At 69.1% G+C, this 20,842-nt stretch carries 16 protein-coding genes and 1 pseudogene; 13 read left to right on the plus strand and 4 right to left on the minus strand.

What is annotated here, in order from left to right:
• Nucleotides 1-29: 29 nt before the first annotated feature.
• The 8 genes from AB0L74_RS06920 (at nt 30) to AB0L74_RS06955 (ending at nt 8,312) form a co-directional block, all read left to right on the plus strand.
• Nucleotides 30-848 (plus strand): class I SAM-dependent methyltransferase, encoded by an 819-nt coding sequence (locus AB0L74_RS06920; RefSeq protein WP_365646492.1) that lies wholly within the window; start codon nt 30-32, stop codon nt 846-848.
• A gap of 9 nt (nt 849-857) precedes the next feature.
• Nucleotides 858-1,883: a S66 peptidase family protein gene (locus tag AB0L74_RS06925; protein WP_365646495.1), complete on the plus strand. Its 1,026-nt coding sequence runs from the start codon at nt 858-860 to the stop codon at nt 1,881-1,883.
• A gap of 107 nt (nt 1,884-1,990) precedes the next feature.
• Nucleotides 1,991-3,352 (plus strand): HisS family protein, encoded by a 1,362-nt coding sequence (locus AB0L74_RS06930; RefSeq protein WP_365646498.1) that lies wholly within the window; start codon nt 1,991-1,993, stop codon nt 3,350-3,352.
• 75 nt (nt 3,353-3,427) lie between these two features.
• Nucleotides 3,428-3,967: a hypothetical protein gene (locus AB0L74_RS06935; protein WP_365646501.1), complete on the plus strand. Its 540-nt coding sequence runs from the start codon at nt 3,428-3,430 to the stop codon at nt 3,965-3,967.
• An 11-nt stretch (nt 3,968-3,978) separates the two neighbouring features.
• Entirely contained in the window at nt 3,979-4,977 is a 999-nt protein-coding gene (locus AB0L74_RS06940; protein ID WP_365646504.1) for a hypothetical protein, read from the plus strand.
• Nucleotides 4,970-6,157: a cytochrome P450 gene (locus tag AB0L74_RS06945; RefSeq protein WP_365646507.1), complete on the plus strand. Its 1,188-nt coding sequence runs from the start codon at nt 4,970-4,972 to the stop codon at nt 6,155-6,157. Before AB0L74_RS06940 ends, AB0L74_RS06945 begins: the two co-directional genes overlap by 8 nt.
• A 31-nt stretch (nt 6,158-6,188) precedes the next feature.
• A complete protein-coding gene (locus tag AB0L74_RS06950; RefSeq protein WP_365646510.1) occupies nt 6,189-7,103 on the plus strand; it encodes a hypothetical protein in 915 nt (304 codons plus the stop codon).
• Between the two features lie 177 nt (nt 7,104-7,280).
• Nucleotides 7,281-8,312 (plus strand): amino acid--tRNA ligase-related protein, encoded by a 1,032-nt coding sequence (locus AB0L74_RS06955; protein WP_365646513.1) that lies wholly within the window; start codon nt 7,281-7,283, stop codon nt 8,310-8,312.
• A gap of 305 nt (nt 8,313-8,617) precedes the next feature.
• Here the strand turns inward: AB0L74_RS06955 and AB0L74_RS06960 are convergent, their stop codons facing one another.
• Nucleotides 8,618-9,505, minus strand: a complete 888-nt coding sequence (locus tag AB0L74_RS06960; protein ID WP_365646515.1) for a septum formation family protein — start codon at nt 9,503-9,505, stop codon at nt 8,618-8,620.
• A gap of 347 nt (nt 9,506-9,852) precedes the next feature.
• On the minus strand, nt 9,853-10,632 hold the full coding sequence (locus AB0L74_RS06965) for an SDR family oxidoreductase (protein ID WP_365646518.1): 780 nt from the start codon (nt 10,630-10,632) through the stop codon (nt 9,853-9,855).
• A gap of 170 nt (nt 10,633-10,802) precedes the next feature.
• On the opposite strand from AB0L74_RS06965, the gene AB0L74_RS06970 reads away from it, so the two are divergent.
• The 3 genes from AB0L74_RS06970 to AB0L74_RS06980 all read left to right on the plus strand — a co-directional run bounded on the left by AB0L74_RS06970 (nt 10,803) and on the right by AB0L74_RS06980 (nt 16,456).
• On the plus strand, nt 10,803-14,006 hold the full coding sequence (locus AB0L74_RS06970) for a BTAD domain-containing putative transcriptional regulator (protein ID WP_365646520.1): 3,204 nt from the start codon (nt 10,803-10,805) through the stop codon (nt 14,004-14,006).
• Nucleotides 14,007-14,516: 510 nt separating this feature from the next.
• On the plus strand, nt 14,517-15,827 hold the full coding sequence (locus AB0L74_RS06975; protein ID WP_365646523.1) for an ATP-binding protein: 1,311 nt from the start codon (nt 14,517-14,519) through the stop codon (nt 15,825-15,827).
• Nucleotides 15,828-15,883: 56 nt separating this feature from the next.
• On the plus strand, nt 15,884-16,456 hold the full coding sequence (locus AB0L74_RS06980; RefSeq protein WP_365646526.1) for an RloB family protein: 573 nt from the start codon (nt 15,884-15,886) through the stop codon (nt 16,454-16,456).
• A gap of 543 nt (nt 16,457-16,999) precedes the next feature.
• Here AB0L74_RS06980 and AB0L74_RS06985 read toward each other — a convergent pair.
• Nucleotides 17,000-17,124, minus strand: a pseudogene (locus AB0L74_RS06985) (type II toxin-antitoxin system VapB family antitoxin); the annotation flags it as partial.
• A 316-nt stretch (nt 17,125-17,440) separates the two neighbouring features.
• Between AB0L74_RS06985 and AB0L74_RS06990 the strand changes: the two are divergent.
• Complete coding sequence (locus AB0L74_RS06990) at nt 17,441-18,823, plus strand: MFS transporter (protein ID WP_365646528.1); 1,383 nt, start codon at nt 17,441-17,443, stop codon at nt 18,821-18,823.
• A gap of 128 nt (nt 18,824-18,951) precedes the next feature.
• Nucleotides 18,952-19,812 (plus strand): helix-turn-helix transcriptional regulator, encoded by an 861-nt coding sequence (locus AB0L74_RS06995; RefSeq protein WP_365646531.1) that lies wholly within the window; start codon nt 18,952-18,954, stop codon nt 19,810-19,812.
• 65 nt (nt 19,813-19,877) lie between these two features.
• Here the strand turns inward: AB0L74_RS06995 and AB0L74_RS07000 are convergent, their stop codons facing one another.
• Nucleotides 19,878-20,834 (minus strand): ketoacyl-ACP synthase III family protein, encoded by a 957-nt coding sequence (locus AB0L74_RS07000; RefSeq protein ID WP_365646534.1) that lies wholly within the window; start codon nt 20,832-20,834, stop codon nt 19,878-19,880.
• Nucleotides 20,835-20,842 lie beyond the last annotated feature (8 nt).

The following is a 20,842-nucleotide window of genomic DNA, read 5'->3' on the forward strand; positions in this document are numbered from 1 at the left end:
AACCCGTCACAAGAGAAGGAGAACAGCGCATGTTCAGCGTCAACGAGATCGAGAAGATGGACTACAACCAGCTGATCGGCGTGGTCCGGGAGACCAACCGTCCGCCGGGCGGTATGCGCAGCATCGCTCAGATCGCGCGGCACGGCTTCCTCTCCCGGGACTCGCACGTGCTGGAGATCGGCACCAGCACGGGCATCACCGCGGTGGAGCTGGCCAAGCTCGTCGGCTGCCGCATCACCGCGATCGACATCAACGAGGAGAGCCTGGTCGAGGCCCGCCGCCGGGCCGAGGCGGCCGGTGTCGCCCACCTCATCACCTTCGAGCGCAAGGACGCCACCGACACCGGTTATCCGTCCGGGCACTTCGACATGGTCTTCTGCGGAAACGTCACCTCCCTCATCCCGGACCGTGACAAGGCCCTCACCGAGTACACGCGGGTCCTCAAGACCGGCGGCTTCATCGGCGCGATCCCGATGTACTACATCGACGTCCCCTCCGACCAGCTGGTGGCCGACGTGCGCGCGGCCATCCAGGTCGACATCACACCCCTCTACCGCGACTTCTGGATCGACTTCTTCGTTGGTGCCGACCGGCACGAGTACTGGCTCCAGGACTACCGCTTCGACGCGGTCCCGGCCGATGAGGTCGACCGGTTCGTGGACGACATCCTGCGCCGGCCGCACCTGGACCAGCTGGACGATGACGCACGCGAGCTGCTGGGCAAGCGGTACCGCGAGCAGATGCAGCTGTTCCGCGTGAACCTCAGTCACATGGGCTTCACCACGCTGCTGGTCCGCAAGGAGCCGACGGACGTCGAGCCCGAGCTGTTCACCTCCACCGCGCTGTAAGGACCGCTCATGACCACGTGGCCGCACGCCCTGACCAAGGACGCGACCGTCGCGGTGTGGGCCCCCAGTTCACCGGCGCCCGTCGCCTTTCCCAGGCGGTTCGCCCGGGGGGTGCGGGCGCTGCGGGAGGAAGGGTTCACGGTACGCCCGCTGCCTTCCTGCGCCGCAGCCGACGGGGTGTCGACGGCAGACCCCGCCGCACTGGCCGCAGAACTGCACCGGGCGCTCGAGGACCCCGCGTGCGACGGCGTCGTCGCCGCCGTCGGAGGCTGGACGCTGATCAACGTACTCCCGTACATCGACTGGCAGCTGGTGGGTGATGCCCGCAAGCCGCTGATCGGGTACAGCGACCTCACCTCGCTGCTGAACACCACCGCCCGGCGTACCGGCCTGGTGGCCTTCCACGGACCGATGGTGATCTCCGAGTGGGGCGAGGCGGCGGGCGCCTGGGAGTACACCAGGGCGGAGTTCCGCGCCGTCACCGGTCTGGACGGACGCTGGGCTCGCCGTGTCCTCACCGATCCCGGCGCCTGGTCGGACGAGATGCTCTGGTGGGACAAGGAGGACGACCGCCCGCGCGCGCCCCGCGCGGGCGGCGAGCGGCTCCGTACGGTGCGCGCGGGCGTGACGGAGGCCGAGGGCGTCCTCTGGGGCGGCTCGCTGGCCGTGCTGTCGCTCACCCTCGGTACGCCGTACGCCGACCCGGCACCGGACGGCCTGGTCTTCCTGGAGAGTGAGGGCGTCGCCCCGGACGAGTTCGCCGCCCGCCTCGCGCAGTTGCGGCAGGCCGGGGTCTTCGACCGGGCGGTGGGCGTGCTGGTGGGCCGGATCGGCAGTCCGCGACCGTGCCTGAGCGGGTTCACCGACTACGACCAGGTCCTGCGGGACATCGTGCCCGCGCACCTGCCGATCGCGGCGGGCTACGCGTTCGGTCACTCGACCCCCATGGCGACCGTACCGGTGGGCGCGAGGGCACGCCTGCTCTGCGCGGAGGGGGAGGACCCGCGCCTCACCCTCTTGGGCCCGGCCGCCTGATGGGCGGCTACAGCCCGCGCGGCAAGGGATGGGCCCGTCTGACGTCGGAAGAGCCGTACCCGGGACGGGCCGGTGGAGCCGTCCCGCAGACAAGATTGGATCAATCGATGAGCATCACCACACAAGGACGCGAGGAAACCGCGGCCAGGCAGCTCGACATCTCCATGCCGGGATTCCCCGAGTCGCTGCCCGCGGATGTGATGTTCGAGCAGGACGTCATCCGTACGATCGGCCGGGGCTTCGAGGCACGGGGCTTCCGCCCGCTCGACTCGGCCTGCATCCAGCGCCAGGAGGTTCTCGTAGCCGGCGGCGCCCAGTACCTGGACGGGGGCATCCCCGAGTTCGCCTTCACCGTGCAGGAGCCTCCCGAGTCGTACACCGGAGCCAATCTGGCCCTGCGCTACGACCTGACGGTGCCCGTATCCCGCTTCATCGCCGAGCACTCCGCGCGCCTGTCCTTCCCGCTGCACTGCTATCAGATCAACAAGGTGTGGCGGGCCGAGCAGATGCCCACCGCCACGCACTGGCGCGAGTTCTACCAGTGTGACGTGGACGTCATCGGGCAGGGTGAGCTCAGCCTGCTCTACGACGCGGAGATCGCCAATGCCCTGGTCGGCGCCTTTCAGAACATCGGCGTCGACGGCTTCACGGTCCACATCTCCAACCGCAAGGTGCTCGCCGCGCTGCTGGACAGCCACGGCGTACGGGTGCACCGGGCCCGCGCGATCGTGCAGATCCTCGACAAGGGCAACCGGCAGCCGGTGGAGCAGACCGTCCAGCAGCTGGCGGCGTCGGGGATACCCGAGCACGTGGCCGCGGACCTCGGCCGGCTGGTCGCCTCGCCCACCTTGTCCGACGCCCGTGACCTGCTCAAGCTGCGCGGTGCGGAGCTCGTGGGCGTGGACGAGCTGGACACCGTGATCCGGGCGGCCCACGACCTGGGCATGCCCGAAGACCACCTGGTCCTGGACTTCTCCATCACCCGGGGACACGACTACTACACGGGAACGGTCTTCGAGACGTTCGCCACCGGACGCGAGCACTGGGGCGCGATCGGCGCCGGCGGCCGCTACGAGGACCTGCTCAAGCACGTCAACGGCAGGAGTTATCCCGGGGTGGGGATGTCCGTGGGCCTCGCACGGCTGATGGGGCTGCTGCGCGAGGACGGCGTGCGCAAGCAGCGCGGCCTGCGCCGGGACGCGGTGACGGTCGTCCGGCACGAGGGCGGGGACGCGCAGACCGTGCTGGAGACCGTGCGCCGGCTGCGGGACGCGGGGCTGTCGGTCCAGGCCGTCTTCGACCCGGTGGACGGGGCCAAGGCCCTCGGCATCGCCGAGGAGGCCGAAGTGGCCCGACTCGTCTCGGTCCTGGACACCGGAGAGGCCACCGTCAGGTGCATGGCCTCCGGCGCGGAGCGGCACGTGACCCGGGACGGGATCGTCGCGGCCGTCACCGCGGACGCTTCCTGACCCGGACGAACGTCGGCGGACGGCCGAGCCAGGGGCGGCACACCGCCCCGGTTCGGCCGCCGCCCGGAGGCGAGCATGACCATCCAGCGCTCCGCGCGCACCGTTGTGACGGTGGCGGCCGGCTACCTGGCAGTCCAGTTCTGGCACACCTTCCGCGACCGCAACACCTGGCCGTTCTGCGCCTACAACATGTTCAACTACGACCTGCCGGAGCGTCGGCACCAGATGAGGATCGTGCTCCACGACGCGGACGGAGGCGTCGTCGGGCCGACCGACCCGTGGTGTCTGCTTCCGGTGGAGTTCTTCCGGGTCATCTCCATCCTGAACAAGCTCTTCTTCGTCACGGAGGACCGGGAGCTGCGCACGAGGTTCTGTGAGCGGACACTCGCGCTGATCAACGAGACCCCCTGGGACGACTTCGACGAGGTGCGGGCCGCCCCGCGGTCCCCGACGGCGGCCCCCTTCCAGGCCCTCGACTTCTATCTGGTCGAGGTCGACGACACCTGCGACGCCTTCGACCGCACCTCGGTGTGCTCGGTACGGCTGCTCCACCGCCACGATCCGCGCGGCATCGCCGCGGACAAGGACATCCGATGGCATCTACAGGAAAGGTAGGGGAACCCACTATGGGGCGTTCCGAGCCCGCCGCCCGCGAACCGGTGACCCGGCTCGCCGGTCACTGGCTCACGGCCGTGACGTCGGCTGGACTGGGCCAGCAGGGAGCGGCGGACCGGTTGCTTCTGTGCCGTCTCACCACAGGAGCCGCGGTACTGCGCACGGTGTGGCACCTCCCCCCGGGCCGGTTCCTCGCCGACTACCAGCCCTTGGTCGACCAGGCCGCCGGCAAGCGGGGGAGCGGCTGGACCCTCCACCCCCTGGCTTACGAGGCACTGCGCTGCGTCGCCGCCGCGTCGACCGGAGCCTGGATGCTCGGCGCCAAGCACCCCGCCGTCAAGATCACCGCCAACGCCTCCTTCGCGCTGCTCCAGCGACGGGTGGTCGCCCTAGACGACAGCCTGTACAGCTACAACAGCCACCTCAACGTGTTCCTGGGCCTGCTCTCCCTTCTCGACGACAGTGCCGAACCCGGTAGCCGGAACCCGCACGAGGAGTACGCCGCCGCCCTGCTCACGGCCATGCAGGCCTACTACGCCACCATGTACCTGCAATCCGCTCTGGCCAAGCTCACCGCGGTGGGCTGGAGGTGGGCGCGGGGACGGACGCTGCGGGGAGCGTGGGCGGAACTGGGGACACCGACGGGCAAACGCCTGTCGGCGATGAGTCCGGAGCTGGCGCGCGCCGCGTCCACGGCCGCGCTGCTCTACGAACTCGCCTTCGCGCCCGCGCTCGTCGTGCTGTGGAAGCGCAAGGCCCTGCTGGGGCTGTCCTCGGCGGCCTTCCACGGCGCGATCAAGGCCACGCTGGACATCTCCTTCTGGCATCTGTCCTGGTTCTCGGTACCGCTCTTCACGGCACCCGCCGCGTCCTCGCGCGCGTACCGGCGGCTGCTGGCGGCCGGCACACGCAGCGCGCCGGCCGGGCGCCAGCTAGCGGTCGTGGGGGCGCTGGCCGGCGCCGCTCCCCTGGTCAGGTCCTGGCTGAAGAGGAGGCGTCGCCGTGTTTGATCCGGCAGCACTGGTGTCGTCCGAGACGGCTGTCGACCCCTACCCCGTCTTCGCCCGGATGCGCGCGACGGAGCCCGTCCACTGGAACCCGCCGACCAACTCCTGGTACGTCACCACATACGACCTGGTGTCGCGCATGCTGACCGAGCCGACCCTCTCGGCCGTGCCGGGCGACTACACGGGACGGCCGGACCCCGCCGGCCTTCCCGAGATCAGGCGGGCGGTCGCGTTCTTCGAATCCTGGATGGTCTTCAGCGACCCGCCCCACCAGACCCGCCTGCGCGAGGTGGTGGCGCCCGCCTTCCCGCGCCGCACCGCCGAGGCATGGGCGTCCCGGGTGCGCGACACCGCACATGAACTGCTCCGGGAGATCCGGCCGGGCGAGGCCGACCTCCACCAGGCCTTCGCCGCACCCCTGGCCGCGCGGCTCACCTGCGCCGTGCTCGGCGTGCCGCCCGGCGACGTGGACCGGGTCGGTGAGTGGTCGGCCCAGCTCATCGGTTTCCTGAGCACGCCGACGGCGGACCCCGCACGGGCCCGTGTCGCCCTGGCGGCCGTCGACGAACTCCGCGGCTACCTCCAGGACGTCGTCCTCCCGCGGCTGCTGGCCACCGCGGACGACCGCCTGGTCCCTCTGCGCGGCCTGGCGAAGCTGGACGCGGACGAGGCGCTGGCTCTCTTCTCCCAGTTGCTCACGGGAGGCATCGACCCGGTGGCGAGCGCGCTCGCCACGGCGGCGGACGTACTGCTGCGCCGCGACCCGCGAGAGTGGGCGGCTTTTGCCGGACCCACCGCTGTGGACGCGGTCGTGGAGGAGGCCCTGCGCTACGACGCCCCGTTCCACTTCGTGCCGCGCACCACCACCGCCCCCGTGGAGATCGGCGGTCACCACGTGCCCGCCGGTCAGCGTGTCGTCTTGGTGATCGCCTCGGCCAACCGGGACGAAGCCGTCTACGACCGTCCGGACACGTTCGACCCCGGCCGGGTGGGGCCACGCCATCTGGCGTTCGGACTCGGCAAGCACTACTGCCTCGGCGCCGTGCTCGCCCGGGTCGTCCTGAGGGAGGGCCTGGGCGCGTTGCTGGCCTGGTTCGAGGCCGTAGGCCCGCGTGCCGTGGAGAGCGTGCGGTCGCCGGCGTTCGGCGCGACCACCTGGCAACGAGTGGCGATCTCCGTCTAGAGGACAACAACCGGATCGTCGGAAGCGAACTATGGCTATTCACACGGCCGTCGTCGGTGGCGGGCTCGCCGCTTACCGGGCACGTGACACCCTGAGACGCTGCGAACTCTTCGCCGCGTACACCGAACGCGATGTCAGTGAGGCACCGGGATCGTCGCCGGAGGCCACACGGAAATGGGCCGACCTTCTCGACAGCCCGGAGATCGAGCTCGTCGTCCTCGCGGTTCCGCCCGAGCACCGGGTGGCCCTCAGCTCGGCGGCCCGTGCCGCCGGCAAGGCGGTGCTGCTGGAAGAGGGGCCGCCGCTGTCGCTCGCGGAACTCGACCAGCTCGACGAGGGAGGCGCCGAGGGCAAGGCCGCCATCGGTATGGTGCTTCCGCTGCGCGGGTTGCTGGCCCTCGACCAAGCCCTCACCCGAGTGCCCTGGACGACGCTGGCCTGCGGCGGGCTGCTCGTCTCCGAATATGTGCCGGTTCCGGCTCCGACGCCCGGACCGGGGCGACGGCCAGGGGCGGCTCCCGCCCGTGCCCGATCCGTCCCGCAGGACGTCCTGGGCGCGGTCAGCCCCTACCTCGACCTCGTCTGCCAGCTCTTCGGCAAGCCGGTGACGGCGCGGGCCGAGGGCTTCGAGGCCGGGGTGGCCGCCGGCTCCGTGGAGTTCGCCAGCGGGGCCCGGCTGTCGCTGGCGGTCACGATCCGGTCCGTGGTCGGCAGCGTCCAACTCAGGCTGACGGACACCGAGCGGTCCGTACACCTGCAAGGCCGCGGGCTGTGGGTCGAGGACGCCTCTCGAACGGTGCTGTATCCCGTGCCTTCCCCGGGCGAGCTGCGTGTGTCGTCGTACCGGGACATGGCCCGCCGGCTGCGGTCGGGGCCGGCCGCCGGCGATCACTCGCCGCAGTCCACGCGCCTGCTGGCCGACTGTTTGGCGCTGCTGTGGCCATGAAGCCCCCCGCCGCTGTTCCCACCATGTGAGAAGGGGGCCGCGGGTGGCGGCGACACGTCATGGCGACCGCCCGCACCGCCGAAACCTGGACCGGCCCCAGGGCGGCGAAAAAGTATGGGACTGGCGGATCTCGACGGCAAGAGCACGTCATCACGCAGGAAACGACGGAGGAGAATCATGCCCATCGCGTCCGGGGAAACCATCAAGGCTCCACGCTCGTGGACCCGCCCGGAGAAGCATTACCTGGCCGTTCTGGAGGACCCCTGGTACCGGTCCCTGACCGTGCTCCAGGACATCGTGACGCGCTCCACGACGGAGTTCTGGACCGCCAAGGGCGCGCGCAACCTGCACCTGCCGATCACCACGGGCTCCATCTCCAGCCCGATGGGCCGCGGCAGCGACAGCTCACCGGTGGAAGTGGAACTGGAGGGCGTGCACACCTACCTGGCGGACTCGATGCAGTTCATGCTCGAGTTCGGCTGCCGGCTCGCGCCCGAGGGGGCGTACTACCTCATGCCGTCCTTCCGCGGCGAGGCGGCGGACCAGACGCACCTGTGCCAGTTCTTCCACAGCGAGGCGGAGATCGCGGGCGGGCTCGAGGACGTCATGGCCGTCGTCGAGGAGTACCTGAGGCACCTCGCCTCCTCCCTTCTCCTCCACGGTCGGCAGATCGTCTCCGAGATGGCCGGGACCGTGGAGCACCTGGAGATACTGGCGGGCAGCGGCGCACTCCCCAGGGTCTCCTTCGACGAGGCGGTCGACCTGCTCGCGGGCGAGCCCGACACGGTCAACGTGCTGGAGCCGCAGTGCCGCAGCCTGACCCGCAAGGGTGAGCGCCTGCTCATGGACAAGTTCGGCGGTTACGTCTGGCTGACGCATCCGGACCACCTCAGCGTGCCCTTCTACCAGGCGTTCTCCCCGGACGACCCGGCCAAGGCACTGAGCGCGGATCTGCTCTTCGGCATCGGGGAGACGGTGGGCGCCGGTGAGCGCCACACCGATGTCACCGATCTGCGACGCGCGCTCGCGCTGCACGAGGTCCCCGAAGACGCGTACGACTGGTACGTGACCATGAACGCCCGGCATCCCCTGCGTACCTCCGGATTCGGCCTGGGCGTCGAGCGGTTCCTGCTGTGGGCCACCCAGCACGACGACATCCGGGACCTGGCGCTGCTTCTCCGCTTCAACGGAACGAACATCCTGCCGTGACCACGTCCCGGGCGTCGGCTGAGACAGGTGAGCCGTCGCCGGACGGCGACCAGCGCCCGCCCCTCGGCTTCGGTGACGCCATCGACCACGAACCTCCCCCGATGGAATGTGTCCGCCGCTGGATCCACCCGAACGGACAGACGAGGTGACCGGGCTGACCGGATCGCGAGGCACCCGGCCCTTCGGCGGTACGCCCTCCCAGGTCGCCGACCTGGATTGACGACACGTAAGGCCCAGGTCGTCCGACCTGGGCCTTCGGTCATGGGGCGGGAGAGGAGAGCCGCTCGGGCCCGATCCGGCGGGTGTCAGGCCGCCCAGACCTCGGCCTCGTCGGCCGGGACGGTGGTGGCCAGGCCCAGTTCCTTGCGGGCGGCCACCGACTTGTTCGGGTCGATGCCGGTGAACGCCGGGTCGTAGGCGAGGTAGAACGCGTCGGCGTCGGCGGCGTTCGCGGCCTTCTTCCAGTCGCCGGCCGCCTTCGTCAGCGTCGAGCGGAGCTTGCCGACCTCCGTGCCCTCGATGCCCTTCAGCCCCTTGACGTGGGCGTCGAGGGCGGCGCTGACGGCCTTGGCCTGCGCCTTGTAACCAGCCAGGTCGTCCTCGACGGTCTCCTTCTCGGGCTGGTTCGCCCACAGGGCCTCGTAGACAGCGTTCGAACCGTTGAGGTACGTGAGCTGCTCGGGCTTGAGGGACTTGGCGGTGTCCAGCGTGCCGCTGAGCGTGCCCTTCTCCGCGGTGTAGGTGCAGCTCACCGCGCGGTCGCCCGTCGTCCAGCTCTCCTTGGTCGGGGTGTAGTAGAAGAGGGTGGCGCCCTTGGGGAGCGCCCAGGTGTCCGGGGCGTACTTCTGCGCCTCGACCGGGCAACGGGTGTCCGCGATCGCCGAGATACCGTCGTCGCCGGGGAACTCCTTGCCCTCGTCGATCGCGAATTCGCCGACGACCTGGCCCGCGTGCGCCTCCTCGCAGGGCACGATCTCGACGGTGTACGCCGTCCCCTCGGCCTTGCCGGTCGGGTTGTAGCAGTCACCGATGTCCAGCGAGAACACCGAGCGCTGACGGGCCACCTTCTTCGCGCCGTCCTTGGCGCTGTCGACGGCGTCGGTGACGTCCGAGCATCCCGTCGCGCCGATCGCGAGCAGGGCGGCAACGGCGGATATGCCGCGAAGGGAACGATAGGGGGCGCGGACTGCCATGGCGTGTACATCCTCTTATGTGATCTTTATGAGGGGCATGCGGATCGTATGCCATCCGCCGCGGCCCGGTTGGCCGAGGCCGGCCCCTCACCTCATCGCGGCGTCTTTGACTCGTGACGGGCGGCGAGGGTTGTAACCGGGTCGCGGGCCGCCCGCGGCCGCGACCCGGTTTCCTCGGAACGCACCCGGTGCCGACGGCCACCGGAACAGGCGGTGGCGGGAGTGACCGCCTGCCGCCGGGACGTCGTCCACCCTGTCGATGGCCTGCGGGGGCCGGGGACGGCCACGGCCCCGGCGGCCCGCGCGGCCCACGGCTGGCCCGCGCGGCCCACGGGCCGGCCCGGGGGTCAGGACGCCGGCTCCTGGTGCGCGGGAGCGACGAGGCCCTGTCCCCACCCCCCGTCGACGGGCAGTTCGACACCGGTGGTGAAGGTGGCCTCGAAGGCCAGGAAGAGCGCGGCCTTCGCCACTTCCCCGACAGTGCCGTTGCGCCGCAAGGGCGTGCTCGTCTCGCCCTGCTTGAGGAAGGCGGCCCGCTGCTCGGCGGTCAGGCCCACGACGCCCATGGTCGGGGTCTCGATGAACCCGGGCGCCACCGCGTTCACCCGGATGCGGCGGGGCAGCAGTTCGGCGGCGAGCACCTGGGCGATGGCCCGCAGCGCCTCCTTCGACCCCGAGTAGGCGCTGAGGCCGGGGAAGATGACGTCGTTGGCGACGGTGGTGAAGACGAGCGAGCCACCGTCCGACAGCAGCGGGGCCAGTCGCTTGACGGTGAAGAAGGACCCCTTGGTGTTGACCGTGAACTGCCGGTCGAAGGACTCCTCCGTGGCCTCCTGGAGTGTCTGGAACTCCGCCGTTCCGTGGTTGACGAAGAGGGCGTCGACACGGCCGAGCCGCTCCTCGACGAGCGCGCCGAGCGCGTCGATGTCGGCCAGGCTGGCGGCGTCGGAGCGGACGACGTGGGCCGATCGGGAGGCCAGTTCCGTCCTCGCCTCCTCCAGCGTCCTCTCGTTGCGTCCGGTGAGGACGACCTCGGCGCCACCGTCGAGCAGCGCCTTGGCGATCGCCAGCCCCATGCCGTGCGTACCACCGGTGATGACGGCCTTCTTGCCCGTGTACGTGTTCATGATCCCTGCCTCTTTCCTGCGGACCGTGCGGACGGGGATCACGATGGCCTCGCGCGCTGGAGAAGTTCCGACGGACTTCTGACGGACTTCCGACGGGCTGCTGGCGTCCGCTGCTCCCGGCCCGACCTGACGGCCCGTAGGCCGGTGCGGGACCGGGTTACGCTCGCCGCATGCGTTTCGGAGTACTGGGGCCGCTGGCCGTGTGGACGGACGACGGCGAGCCGGTGCCGGTGCCGGAGCGGAAGGTGCGGGCCCTGCTGGCCGGGCTCCTGGTCGAACCGGGGCGCGTCGTACCGGCGGACACCCTCGCCGAGGATCTGTGGGACGGCCGCCCGCCCGCCGACCGGACGGGTGCGGTGCAGACCCGGGTCTCCCGGCTGCGCCGCGCGCTGGCGGCGGGCGGTGGCGGCCGTGACCTGGTGTCGTACCGGGCGCCGGGTTACGTGCTGCGTGTGGAGCCGGAGGCGGTGGACGCGGCACGGTTCACGGCCCTGACCGCACGGGCGCGGACCACCCCGGAACCACACCACCGGGCCGCGCTGCTGACCGAGGCCCTGGACCTGTGGCGGGGGCCCGCGTACGCCGACTTCCGCGACGAGCCGTTCGTACGGGAGGCCGTCACCCGCCTCGAAGAGCAACGGCTGGCCGCTGTGGAGGAACACGCCGAGACGCGCCTGGAGCTGGGCGAGCACGCGGTTGTGGCAGCCGAGCTGACCGGCCCGCTGGGACGGCACCCGCTCCGCGAGCGGCTGCGCGCGGCCCACATGCGCGCCCTGTACCGGGCGGGCCGGCCGAGCGAGGCGCTGGACTCCTACCACGAGCTGCGCCGGCTGCTCGCCGAGGAGCTCGGCCTGGACCCCGGGCCCGCCCTGACCGGCCTGTACGAGGAGATACTGCGCCACGAACCCGAGCTGAGGGCCGTCGGCGCCGCGATCGCCGCACCCGCCGGCCGGGGGGACGACGAGCCCGCCGCCGGCCCGCGCCCGCGGACGAACCTCCCCGTGCCCGCCACCCCCCTCATCGGCCGTGAGAAGGAGGTCACCGGGATCGGGGAGCTGCTGTCCACCGGCCGGCTGGTGACCCTGACCGGCCCCGGAGGCGTGGGCAAGACCCGACTGGCGCTGGAGACGGCGACCCGCGTCATCACGGGCCTGCCCGACGGCTCCTGGCTGGTGGAGCTGGCGGGCCGCGGCCGGGCCGGGGAGCCCGGCCCGCGGTGCACGGCCGACGAGCTGGCCGAGGCAGCCGCCACGGCCCTGGGCATCCGCGACGACACCGGAACCCCCGGCACGGACACGACCGAGCGCCTGACCGAGGCACTGCGCGACAAGCGTCTCCTGCTTCTCCTGGACAACTGCGAACACGTCATCGAGGCCGCCGCCAGGCTCGCCGAGACGCTGCTGCGCGGTGCTCCGGGCATCCGGATCCTGGCCACCAGCCAGGAACCGCTGGGGATCGCGGGCGAACGGCTGTGGACGGTCGAGCCCCTCGACGAGCCGGACGCCCTCCGCCTCTTCGCGGCCAGAGCCGCCGACGCGTCACCCGGCTTCGTCCTGACCGACGGCAACTCCCCGGCCGTCGCCTCGATCTGCCGGCGTCTGGACGGCATCCCGCTGGCCGTCGAACTGGCTGCCACCCGCATACGGGCTCTGGGCGTCGAGCAGTTGGCCCGGCGGCTCGACGACCGGTTTCACCTGCTCACCACGGGACGCCGGGACGCGCCGACCCGCCAGCGGACCCTGCGGGCGATGATCGACTGGAGCTGGGAGCTCCTGACGGCGGCCGAACGGACCGTCCTGCGCAGGCTGGCCGTACACGCCGAAGGCTGCACGCTCGAAGCCGCCGAGGCGGTGTGCCCGGGAGGCGGTGTGAAGCCCGCGGAGGTCCTCGACCTGCTCGCCCGGCTGGTGGACCGCTCCCTGGTCTCCGTCACCCACGGCGAGCACGGCCCGCGGTACCGCCTGCTCGAGTCGGTGGCCGCGTACTGCCTCGAAAAGCTCGACGAGGCGGGCGAGACGGCGGCCGTGCGCCGCGCCCACGTCCGCTACTACACGGACCTGGCCGTGCGGTCCCAGGACGGGCTGCGGGGCGCGCGGCAGCGCCACTGGCTGCGGCGGCTCGACCCGGAGGCGGCGAACTTCCGCGCGCTCCTGGACCATTGCGTACGGAACGCGATGCCCGACGAGGCGCTGCGGCTGACCCGGGCTCTGTCCTGGTACTGGTTCCTGCGCGGACGGACCGGCGAGGCCGTCCGCTCCCTGACCGCCGCCGTGGCCCTCCCGGCGGACCGCTCCGCACGGCGGGCCGCGCACACCACCACCGAGGCGTGGCTGGCCGCCTTCGCCATGCTGAGCGGGGAGCGGGGATCCGGCGCGCGGCTCGGCCCGATCGCGGACGCCCTCGACGTCGCGGACGCCTTCGACGACCGGGAAGAGCGGGTACGGGCCCTGTGGGTCCTGGGGTTCGCGGCGTGCCGGATCGGTGACCCGGCGGAGAGCGAGAGGCTGATCGAGGGGGTCCTGACGGGCGCCGCCGAGCTCGGTGACCGGTGGGTCACCGCCGCGGCGCTCAGCACGCGGGGCGTACTGCGGCAGGTGCGCGGCGGCCTGGCCGCGGCCCGGGCCGACAGCGAGGAGGCGCTGAGGGTCTTCCGGGACCTGGGTGACGGCTGGGGCCAGGTGCAGGCCGCGGCCGTGCTCGGCGCGCTCGCGGAGATCACCGGGGACTACGAGCGGGCCTCGGCGCACCACCGCGAGGGGCTGGAGATCAGCGAGGAGCTCGGGATGTGGACGGAGGCCGTACGGCGACTCGTCGAACTGGGCAGGGTCGCCCTGCTGTCCGGTGACCACGGTCAGGCGGAGCGGTTCCACGAGCGGGCCCGTGCTCTCGCCGTCCGCCACGGTGACCGTCCCGGTCAGGAGATCGCCGAGGTCGGTCTCGGCCTGGTGGCTCGCCGACGTGGCCGCCTCGACGAGGCCGAGGCGTACCTGACCGGCTGGCTGGAGTGGAACCGCCGGCTGGACAGCGATCACGGGACCGCGTTGATCCTGGCGGAGCTGGGCTTCATCGCCGAACTGCGCGGTGACGCCCCGGCCGCCCTGGCCCTGCACCGCGACGGCCTGGCCACGGCCCGGCGCACCGGTGATCCCCGCGCGGTGGCCCTGGCTCTGGAAGGGCTGGCGGGTGCTCGCGCCCTGGCGGGCAACCGCCGAGGCGCGGTACGGCTGCTCGACGCGGCCACCGCGGTCAGGGAACGGCTCGGTGCCCCACTGCCCGCGGCCGAGCGCGGGGACGTCGACCGGATCCGGGCCGCGATCGGCCCGGCGCCCGTGGAACGCTCCCCGGCACGGGACCCCGGGCGGGAAGCGCGGTGACCGAAGCCGCGCGGCCGGCCCCGCCTTCTTCGAGATGCCCAGGTGCCGGGCGACCGCCCGGATCGGCATCTGATCCGCCCGGTGCAGGCGATGCATCTCTGCCCAGTCCTCCATGAGGTCACCCTTCCTCCTGACCTTCATCACCAATGTCAGAGTCAGACGAAGATCACCAAGCGGCTCACTTTTGAGTGCGCCGCCAGAGGGTCAGCTTTCGGCCGTTGCCGAGAGGAGCGGCCACGGGGCCTGACTGGTCGGTGCCGTCACTGACGTCGACCGCAGCTTCCGATCGTTAAATCGGGTCGTCATGTCCTCAGACAGCCGCCCCCAGGTGCCGTCTGCTGCCACAGTTGTTTCACGCGAGACCCCCGCTGTGAGCCGAGCCCGGCTGATGAGTCTGGCTCAGCACGTACCGCATGGGTACAGTTTCAACACGGCTAGGGATGGAAAACATCCTCAGAGACTCCGAAACTGCACTCAACGGGTGATGTGATCATGCTACTCAGGTTCCGTGTGACCAACCATCGATCGATCCGAGACTCCACTGAGCTAGTACTGACGAAGTCGAGCTTCGAGGGCGTGAGGCCGGCTGACGGCGACTGGAAGTCTGTGACGAACCGAATCGTAGGCATTTTCGGGTCTAACGCATCTGGAAAGACGAACTTGCTCCATGCGATTCATTTCGCCCTTGACGCCATCAGGAAATCTGCCGCTTGGGGTGAGGAAGAAAAATTTCCGTATCACCCATTCATCTTGGATAGTCTCTGCGCACATCAAACATCGGCCTACGAATTCGACTTCACGCTTGACGAAATCAGGTATGAGTACGGGTTTGAGAGCGATGTTGAGGGAGTAAAGGCAGAGTGGCTCGCAACCTTCCCTGAAGGACGACGCAGGGTTCTTTTCGAACGATCGGGCCCCGAACCCGGGGCTTACACTTTCGGTCGATTCTTGAAGGGAGAGAACGTTCGCATCTCCCGCATGACGGGACCGAAAAACCTTTTCTTGTCGGTAGCCGCTAAGTTGAATCATGCCGAAGCGAAACGCGTGCACCGCCGACTTACTCGACACATCCAGTATGCGGCTTACTCGGAAACTCAACAGCAGGGGAGAATTAGCGCGATTAAGAAGTGGATGGAAAGCGACTCAGTTCGACAGAAAGCTGAAAGCCTATTGAAGTTCGCGGACCTCGGCATTTCCCGGCTGGCAGTCGAAGATGTAGAACTTTCCCCTGAGATGCGGAAAATGTTCACCACTGTCGCCGAGCAGGTGTTCGATACGTTCCCGAATGCTCGAGTCGCTAAGGATGATTTCCTAGAGTCGTTCCTTGCGGATCAGCAGCGTAAAATCAAGTTCTGGCACAAAGGCGGGGACGGAGGAAAGAATTATGTTCTTGACATTGAGAGCGAAAGTAGTGGGACGGTAGCTTGGCTGTCGCTCGCAATCCCGGCGATACGAGCTATCGATAACGGTCAAGTCTTCGTCGTCGATGAGATCGACGCTAGCTTGCATCCTCGCCTCACTGCTGCCTTCATCTCTCTCTTCAGGGATACAGAGATCAATACTAAGGGCGCCCAGTTGATTTTCGCCTCGCATGACACGTCACTTATGGGCCACCTGGCCGGAGGTGCCTTGGGAAAGGAGGACGTCTGGTTCGCGGAGAAGGGTGTTGACGGGGCATCTGAGTACTTCCCCTTGACGGACTTTCCAGTCAAGGCTGATCATAACCTGGAGCGCCGCTACCTAAGCGGGCGCTACGGGGCGGTACCTGCCGTCTCCTGGGAGGATCTGCGTGCTTCCTTGGTTGTAGGAGATCATGAGTGAGTCGCCGTCAGGTTAGAGGTTCGCAACGGATATCTAAGTCCCGCGGCAAGAGACAGGTGAACAAGAAGATTCTGATCGTCGCGGAAGGGGTCAAGACTGAGCCTCAATACTTCGAAGGCCTGGCGTCGCACCTCAATGCTCAAGCGGTGCATGTGATATCAATCAAGCCCATCGGGACTGGCCGAGACCCCTTGAGTGTCGTTCGTGAAGCCGATCAGCGCCGTAGCCGAGAGGCCCAGAGCGGTGATGCGTTTGACTCTGTCTGGTGCGTGGTCGATGTGGATGCCCATGCAACCCTTCCTGCCGCGTGCAAGCTAGCCTCTCAAAAAGGGCTAGATATTGCTGTAAGTAGTCCATGCTTCGAGATTTGGCTACTTTGGCATTTCGAGGAATGCACCGCGTGGGTCACCGCCCACGCGCTCGCGGAGAAGCTTAAAAAATATGCCATCTCAGGCAAAATCTTGCCCTCTAATTTCCCTTATGGAAAATATGTTGAAGCCAAGCTGAGGGCTGCAAAGTGTGACGATATTCAGGTTAATCACAAACCGCCGAATCCCAGTTCCTCAGTGTCTGAGCTTGTCGCCGAGTTGGAGTTGGCATGTAAGGGTAGGACTCGTAAGGGCTCGTAAGACCTGGGTGTCTCCCACCTTCATGTCCGCAGCCGCGAGCGCGTCGCAGAGGCGGCGTGCGTCCGCGCACCGGTGCGCGGGCTTGAACCTGCAGAAAAAGTTGCAACTCACTCTGGCGGGTGGGGCGTAAGTTGTACACGCGTGCCGGGAGTTCGGTGTCCTGACGGTGTGCGAGGGGCAGGAAGAGCACTGGTCGGATCGTCGAGGTGATGCGGGTGCTGGTACGAGTCCGTGACACCGTGTATAGCTCGGTGCGTAGCAGGGCTCGTCTGGTGTCAATTCCGCCTACATACACCCATTCCTAGGCTTCGGCGAGGCGTCCGAGTCCAGTGCCGGGATCATGCGGAGTGCGACCGTTAACCAACGGTCCGTCTGGGTGGCGGAGTAGGCGTCGGACGACGCCAGCAGTGCCGGCGGGCCCTGCTCGGCCGGGTTTTCCGTCCAGCACGAGTACTCACGTGGGCCCTCTCCGTCGGGCCCCCTCGGTATTTCGACACCACATGCGAGGTGTCGATCAGGTACTGTGCGGCGTTCATCGGCGGAGTTTCCCTTGTCCTCGAAGAGGTCGAGATCGAAGCGCCCTCTTCCGCCGACGCCCGCAGGCGGGTGAGCGCCAAGGCCCGCCGCCGGTTCTCCATCACCTCGCGAAGCGCGGTGTTGACCGGGGTGGTCAGACGGCATCGTGGACGGACGACACCGCCTGGCCCCGCGTACCCGCGCGAACGAGCGCTGTGCTCGGCCCGGCTCGGTCGGATGCCTGGTCAGCGGCGGCTTCGGGGGAGCACACAGTTCCGCCGCGGCCCTTGGCCCCGGCCGCGGCGGACCTGCGCGGCTGACGCTGAAGGTGGCACTGCCGGTGACAGTCTCCGCAGGACTGCCGTCAAGGGGGATCTGGCTGGGCGGACCCGCGCATCCGAGGCTGAGGGCATGACCACCGCTGATACCACCACGAGTGCCGCAGTCGCGCAGTCAGGCCGTGTTCGGATGACCGGGCGCCAGATCGCCGCCTTGGTGGTGCTCCTGGCCTCGCAGTTCATGATGGCCGCCGACTTCTCCGTCCTGAATGTCGCGCTGCCCGAGGTGGGCACCGCCCTCGGGTTCTCCACCGGCGGCCTCCAGTGGATCACCACGACGTTCGCTCTGTGCGCCGCCGGATGCACCCTGGTCTTCGGGCGCGTGGGCGACTATGTGGGACGCCGGCGCATCTTCACCGCCGGAATGGCCGTCCTCGCCGTCTCGTCCCTCGTCGGTGGAATCGCGGAGTCCCCCACGATGCTGCTGGTCGCCCGTACCCTCCAGGGCCTGTCGACCGCCGCCGTCACGCCCGCCGCGCTCGCCCTGCTCACCACCGCCTTCACCGAACCCGCCCTGCGCACCCGCGCGCTCGGCCTGAATAGCGTGATGATGAGCTCCGGCTTCAGCGTCGGCGCCATCCTCGGCGGTTTCCTCACGGACATGTTTTCCTGGCGCTGGGCGTTCTTCATCAACATCCCCGTGGCCATCGCGGCGATCCTGGTCGTGCCGCTGGTCGTCGATGAGAGCCGTGCCGAGCAGCGCACCCGCGTCGACCTGCCCGGAGCCCTGCTCATCACCCTTGGCTTGTTCTCCGGGATCTACGGCGTCACCCGGGTCGGCGAGGAAGGCTTCGACATCATCGCCGGCGGGACCCTGATCGTCGCCGCCGCCCTGATGGGCGTCTTCTGGGCCGTGGAGAGCCGCACCACCGACGCCCTGGTGCCCGTGCGGGTTCTGAAGAAGCCCGACATCGCCTTCGGTAACCTGGCCGCCCTGTTCATCTTCGGCGGCGAGACCGCGCTGATCTTCTTCACCGGCCTGTACGTCCAGGACGTGCTCGGACTCTCGTCCCTCGTCGCCGGTCTGGTGCTGCTCGGTATCGGCGTGGGCCAGATCATCGCGGGCACCGTCGGTCCGCGCATCCTCCAGCGCGTCCGGCCGCGCACCATGCTCGGGGTCTCCTTGTTCCTCCAGGGCGCGTTCATGCTGCCCGCGCTGTGGGCGACGGCTGACTCGCGCTGGCTGATCCCGTTGATCGCCACCCAGTTCGTGAACGCCTTCTTCTCCATGACGGCGGCACTGTCCTTCATGGTGATCGCCACCTCCTCCATCGATTCCGACATGCAGGGCATGGCGACCGGCATGGCCACCCAGAGCCAGCAGGTCGGCATCGCCATCGGCATCCCGCTGATCAGCGCGGTGTTCGCGGCTGTCATCGGGCACGGCACGGTGACCGTCGCGGAGGAACTGGAGGGCATCCACACCGCGATCGGCGTCGCCGGCGGCTGCCAGGTCGTGATCGGCCTGCTGCTGTGGGCGGCCCTGCGCCGCAGGACGGCCCTGCCGGGCTGAGGCCCGGGCAGCGGCCCGCGGCCGGGAAGACGGTTCCCCCCCCGTCCCGTCTTCCCGGCCGCCGTGGCATACCTCACCCGGTACCGAGCGGCATTGCCGACCCCGTAGGGCACTTCATAATCGAAAGGGTGGAGCACATCGTGAACACGGATCTCGGCAGCTACCTGCGGCAGATGCGCGAACGCATCCGGCCCGAGCAGATGGGACTGCGGTCCAGTGGCTCCCGGCGGGTTCCGGGGCTGCGGCGCGAGGAGGTGGCCGCGCTCGCGGGGGTGAGCCAGACGTACTACACACGGCTGGAGCAGTCGCAGACCGCGCACGCCTCGCCGCAGGTCCTGCTCTCCATCGCCCGTGCCCTGCGACTGAGCTCCGACGAGCGGGACTACCTGCTCAAGATCGGTACGCCGGTGCCGGACCCGCACGAGCCGGCGCCGCGCCTGGACCAGGTCAGCCCGTACACGAGGATGCTGGTCACCTCGCTCGATAACGTGGTGGCGGCCGTGCTGAACTACCGCTGCGACATCCTCAGCTGGAACTCCCTGTACCACCGGTTGTTCGCACCGCACCTCGGCTTCCGGGCTCCCGAGGACCCCGATCAGCGGCCGAACGTCATCAAGATGAACTTCCTCGATGACGAGGTCCGCGCGCTCTACGCGGACTGGGCCACGGAGTCGGAGTCGAACGTGACGTATCTGCGGTTCATCTCCGGAAGCCACCGGCACGATCCGCAGTTGGCCGAGCTGATAGGTGAGCTCACCATGCGAAGCGAGGAGTTCGCCGAGTTGTGGTGCCGTCAGCGGGTGTCGAACTGCGTCGAGGGCACCAAACTGTTCGACCATCCGGTGGTCGGCGAACTGGAGTTGATGTACCAGTCGGCGGAGCTCCAGGACGGCAACATCCTGAAGTTCTACCACGCGGAGCCGGACTCCCCGCACGAGGCGGCGCTGCGGCTGCTCACGGTGGATCTGAACTCGGTGCACCACGGCTGACCTGCGAAACGACCGCACCCCGGCTCAAGCGGGCCGGGGTGCGGTCGTTCGGTGGGGGCAGGTGGTCAGGTCCGCCGGAGCGCCGTGACGCCCCAGGTGAAGCCCGACCCGGCCGTCGCGACGATCACGAGGTCACCCGAGCTGATCCGGTTCTCCCGCTCCAGCTCCTCCAGGGCCTGGAGCGGATCGACGCCGCCCAGGTGACCGTCGCGCTCGTACTGGAAGACACTGCGGGAGGCGTCCACACCGAGCGCGGCCAGGTACTTGCGGTGGGTGTCCTGGTTGCCATGCGTGACGAGGAAGTACGCCACGTCGGCCACCTCGCCGCCGATGTCGGCGAGAACCTTATGCGTCAGGGTCGTGAAGTTGTCCAGGAACGCCTCGCCGAGGCCGTCCAGTTTCTCGCCCCGTTCGACCTTGACCTCGCCGTCCTTGATCTCGCCGTAGTAGGAGTCCACCCACTGTGGGTCGGTGTGGTGGGACCCGCCCAGCACCTCGTACCGGGTGGTCGTGGCGTCCGCGGTGAGCAGTACAGCGGCCGCGCCGTCCGCGAAGTTGAACAGCTCGATGTAGCCGGTGCCGTACTCGACGAGTTCGCTGAGCCGGTCCGCGATGACCACCAGCGCGTACTTGTGCGTACCCGCCCGGACCTGGTCATCGGCCAGCTGTACGGCCACCATGCCGGCATTGCAGAAGTTGGAGACCTCGTAGCAGTGCGCCTGCCTGATCCCCAGCTCGGCTGCGATCTTGGCCGCGGGCGACCAGAACGGTGTACCCCATTCGCTGGATCCCGCGTAGAGGACGAGACCGATCTCGTCCAGCGGCACCGGGCTGCGGTCCAGCAGCCGGGCCGCGGCATCCCGTCCCAGACCCCAGGCGGTCTCGCCCTCGGCCAGCACGGAGAACTTCCCCGACGGCAGGATCTGCCCCAGCTTTTCCAGGCCGTACCCGGACTCCCGGCTGACTTCGTCGACGCTGCGTTTGCCACTTGGCATGGCCAGGGCGTAGTCGGCTATTCCCACGGTTTCTC

Source organism: Streptomyces sp. NPDC052020 (genome assembly GCF_040680575.1).
Taxonomy (GTDB): domain Bacteria; phylum Actinomycetota; class Actinomycetes; order Streptomycetales; family Streptomycetaceae; genus Streptomyces.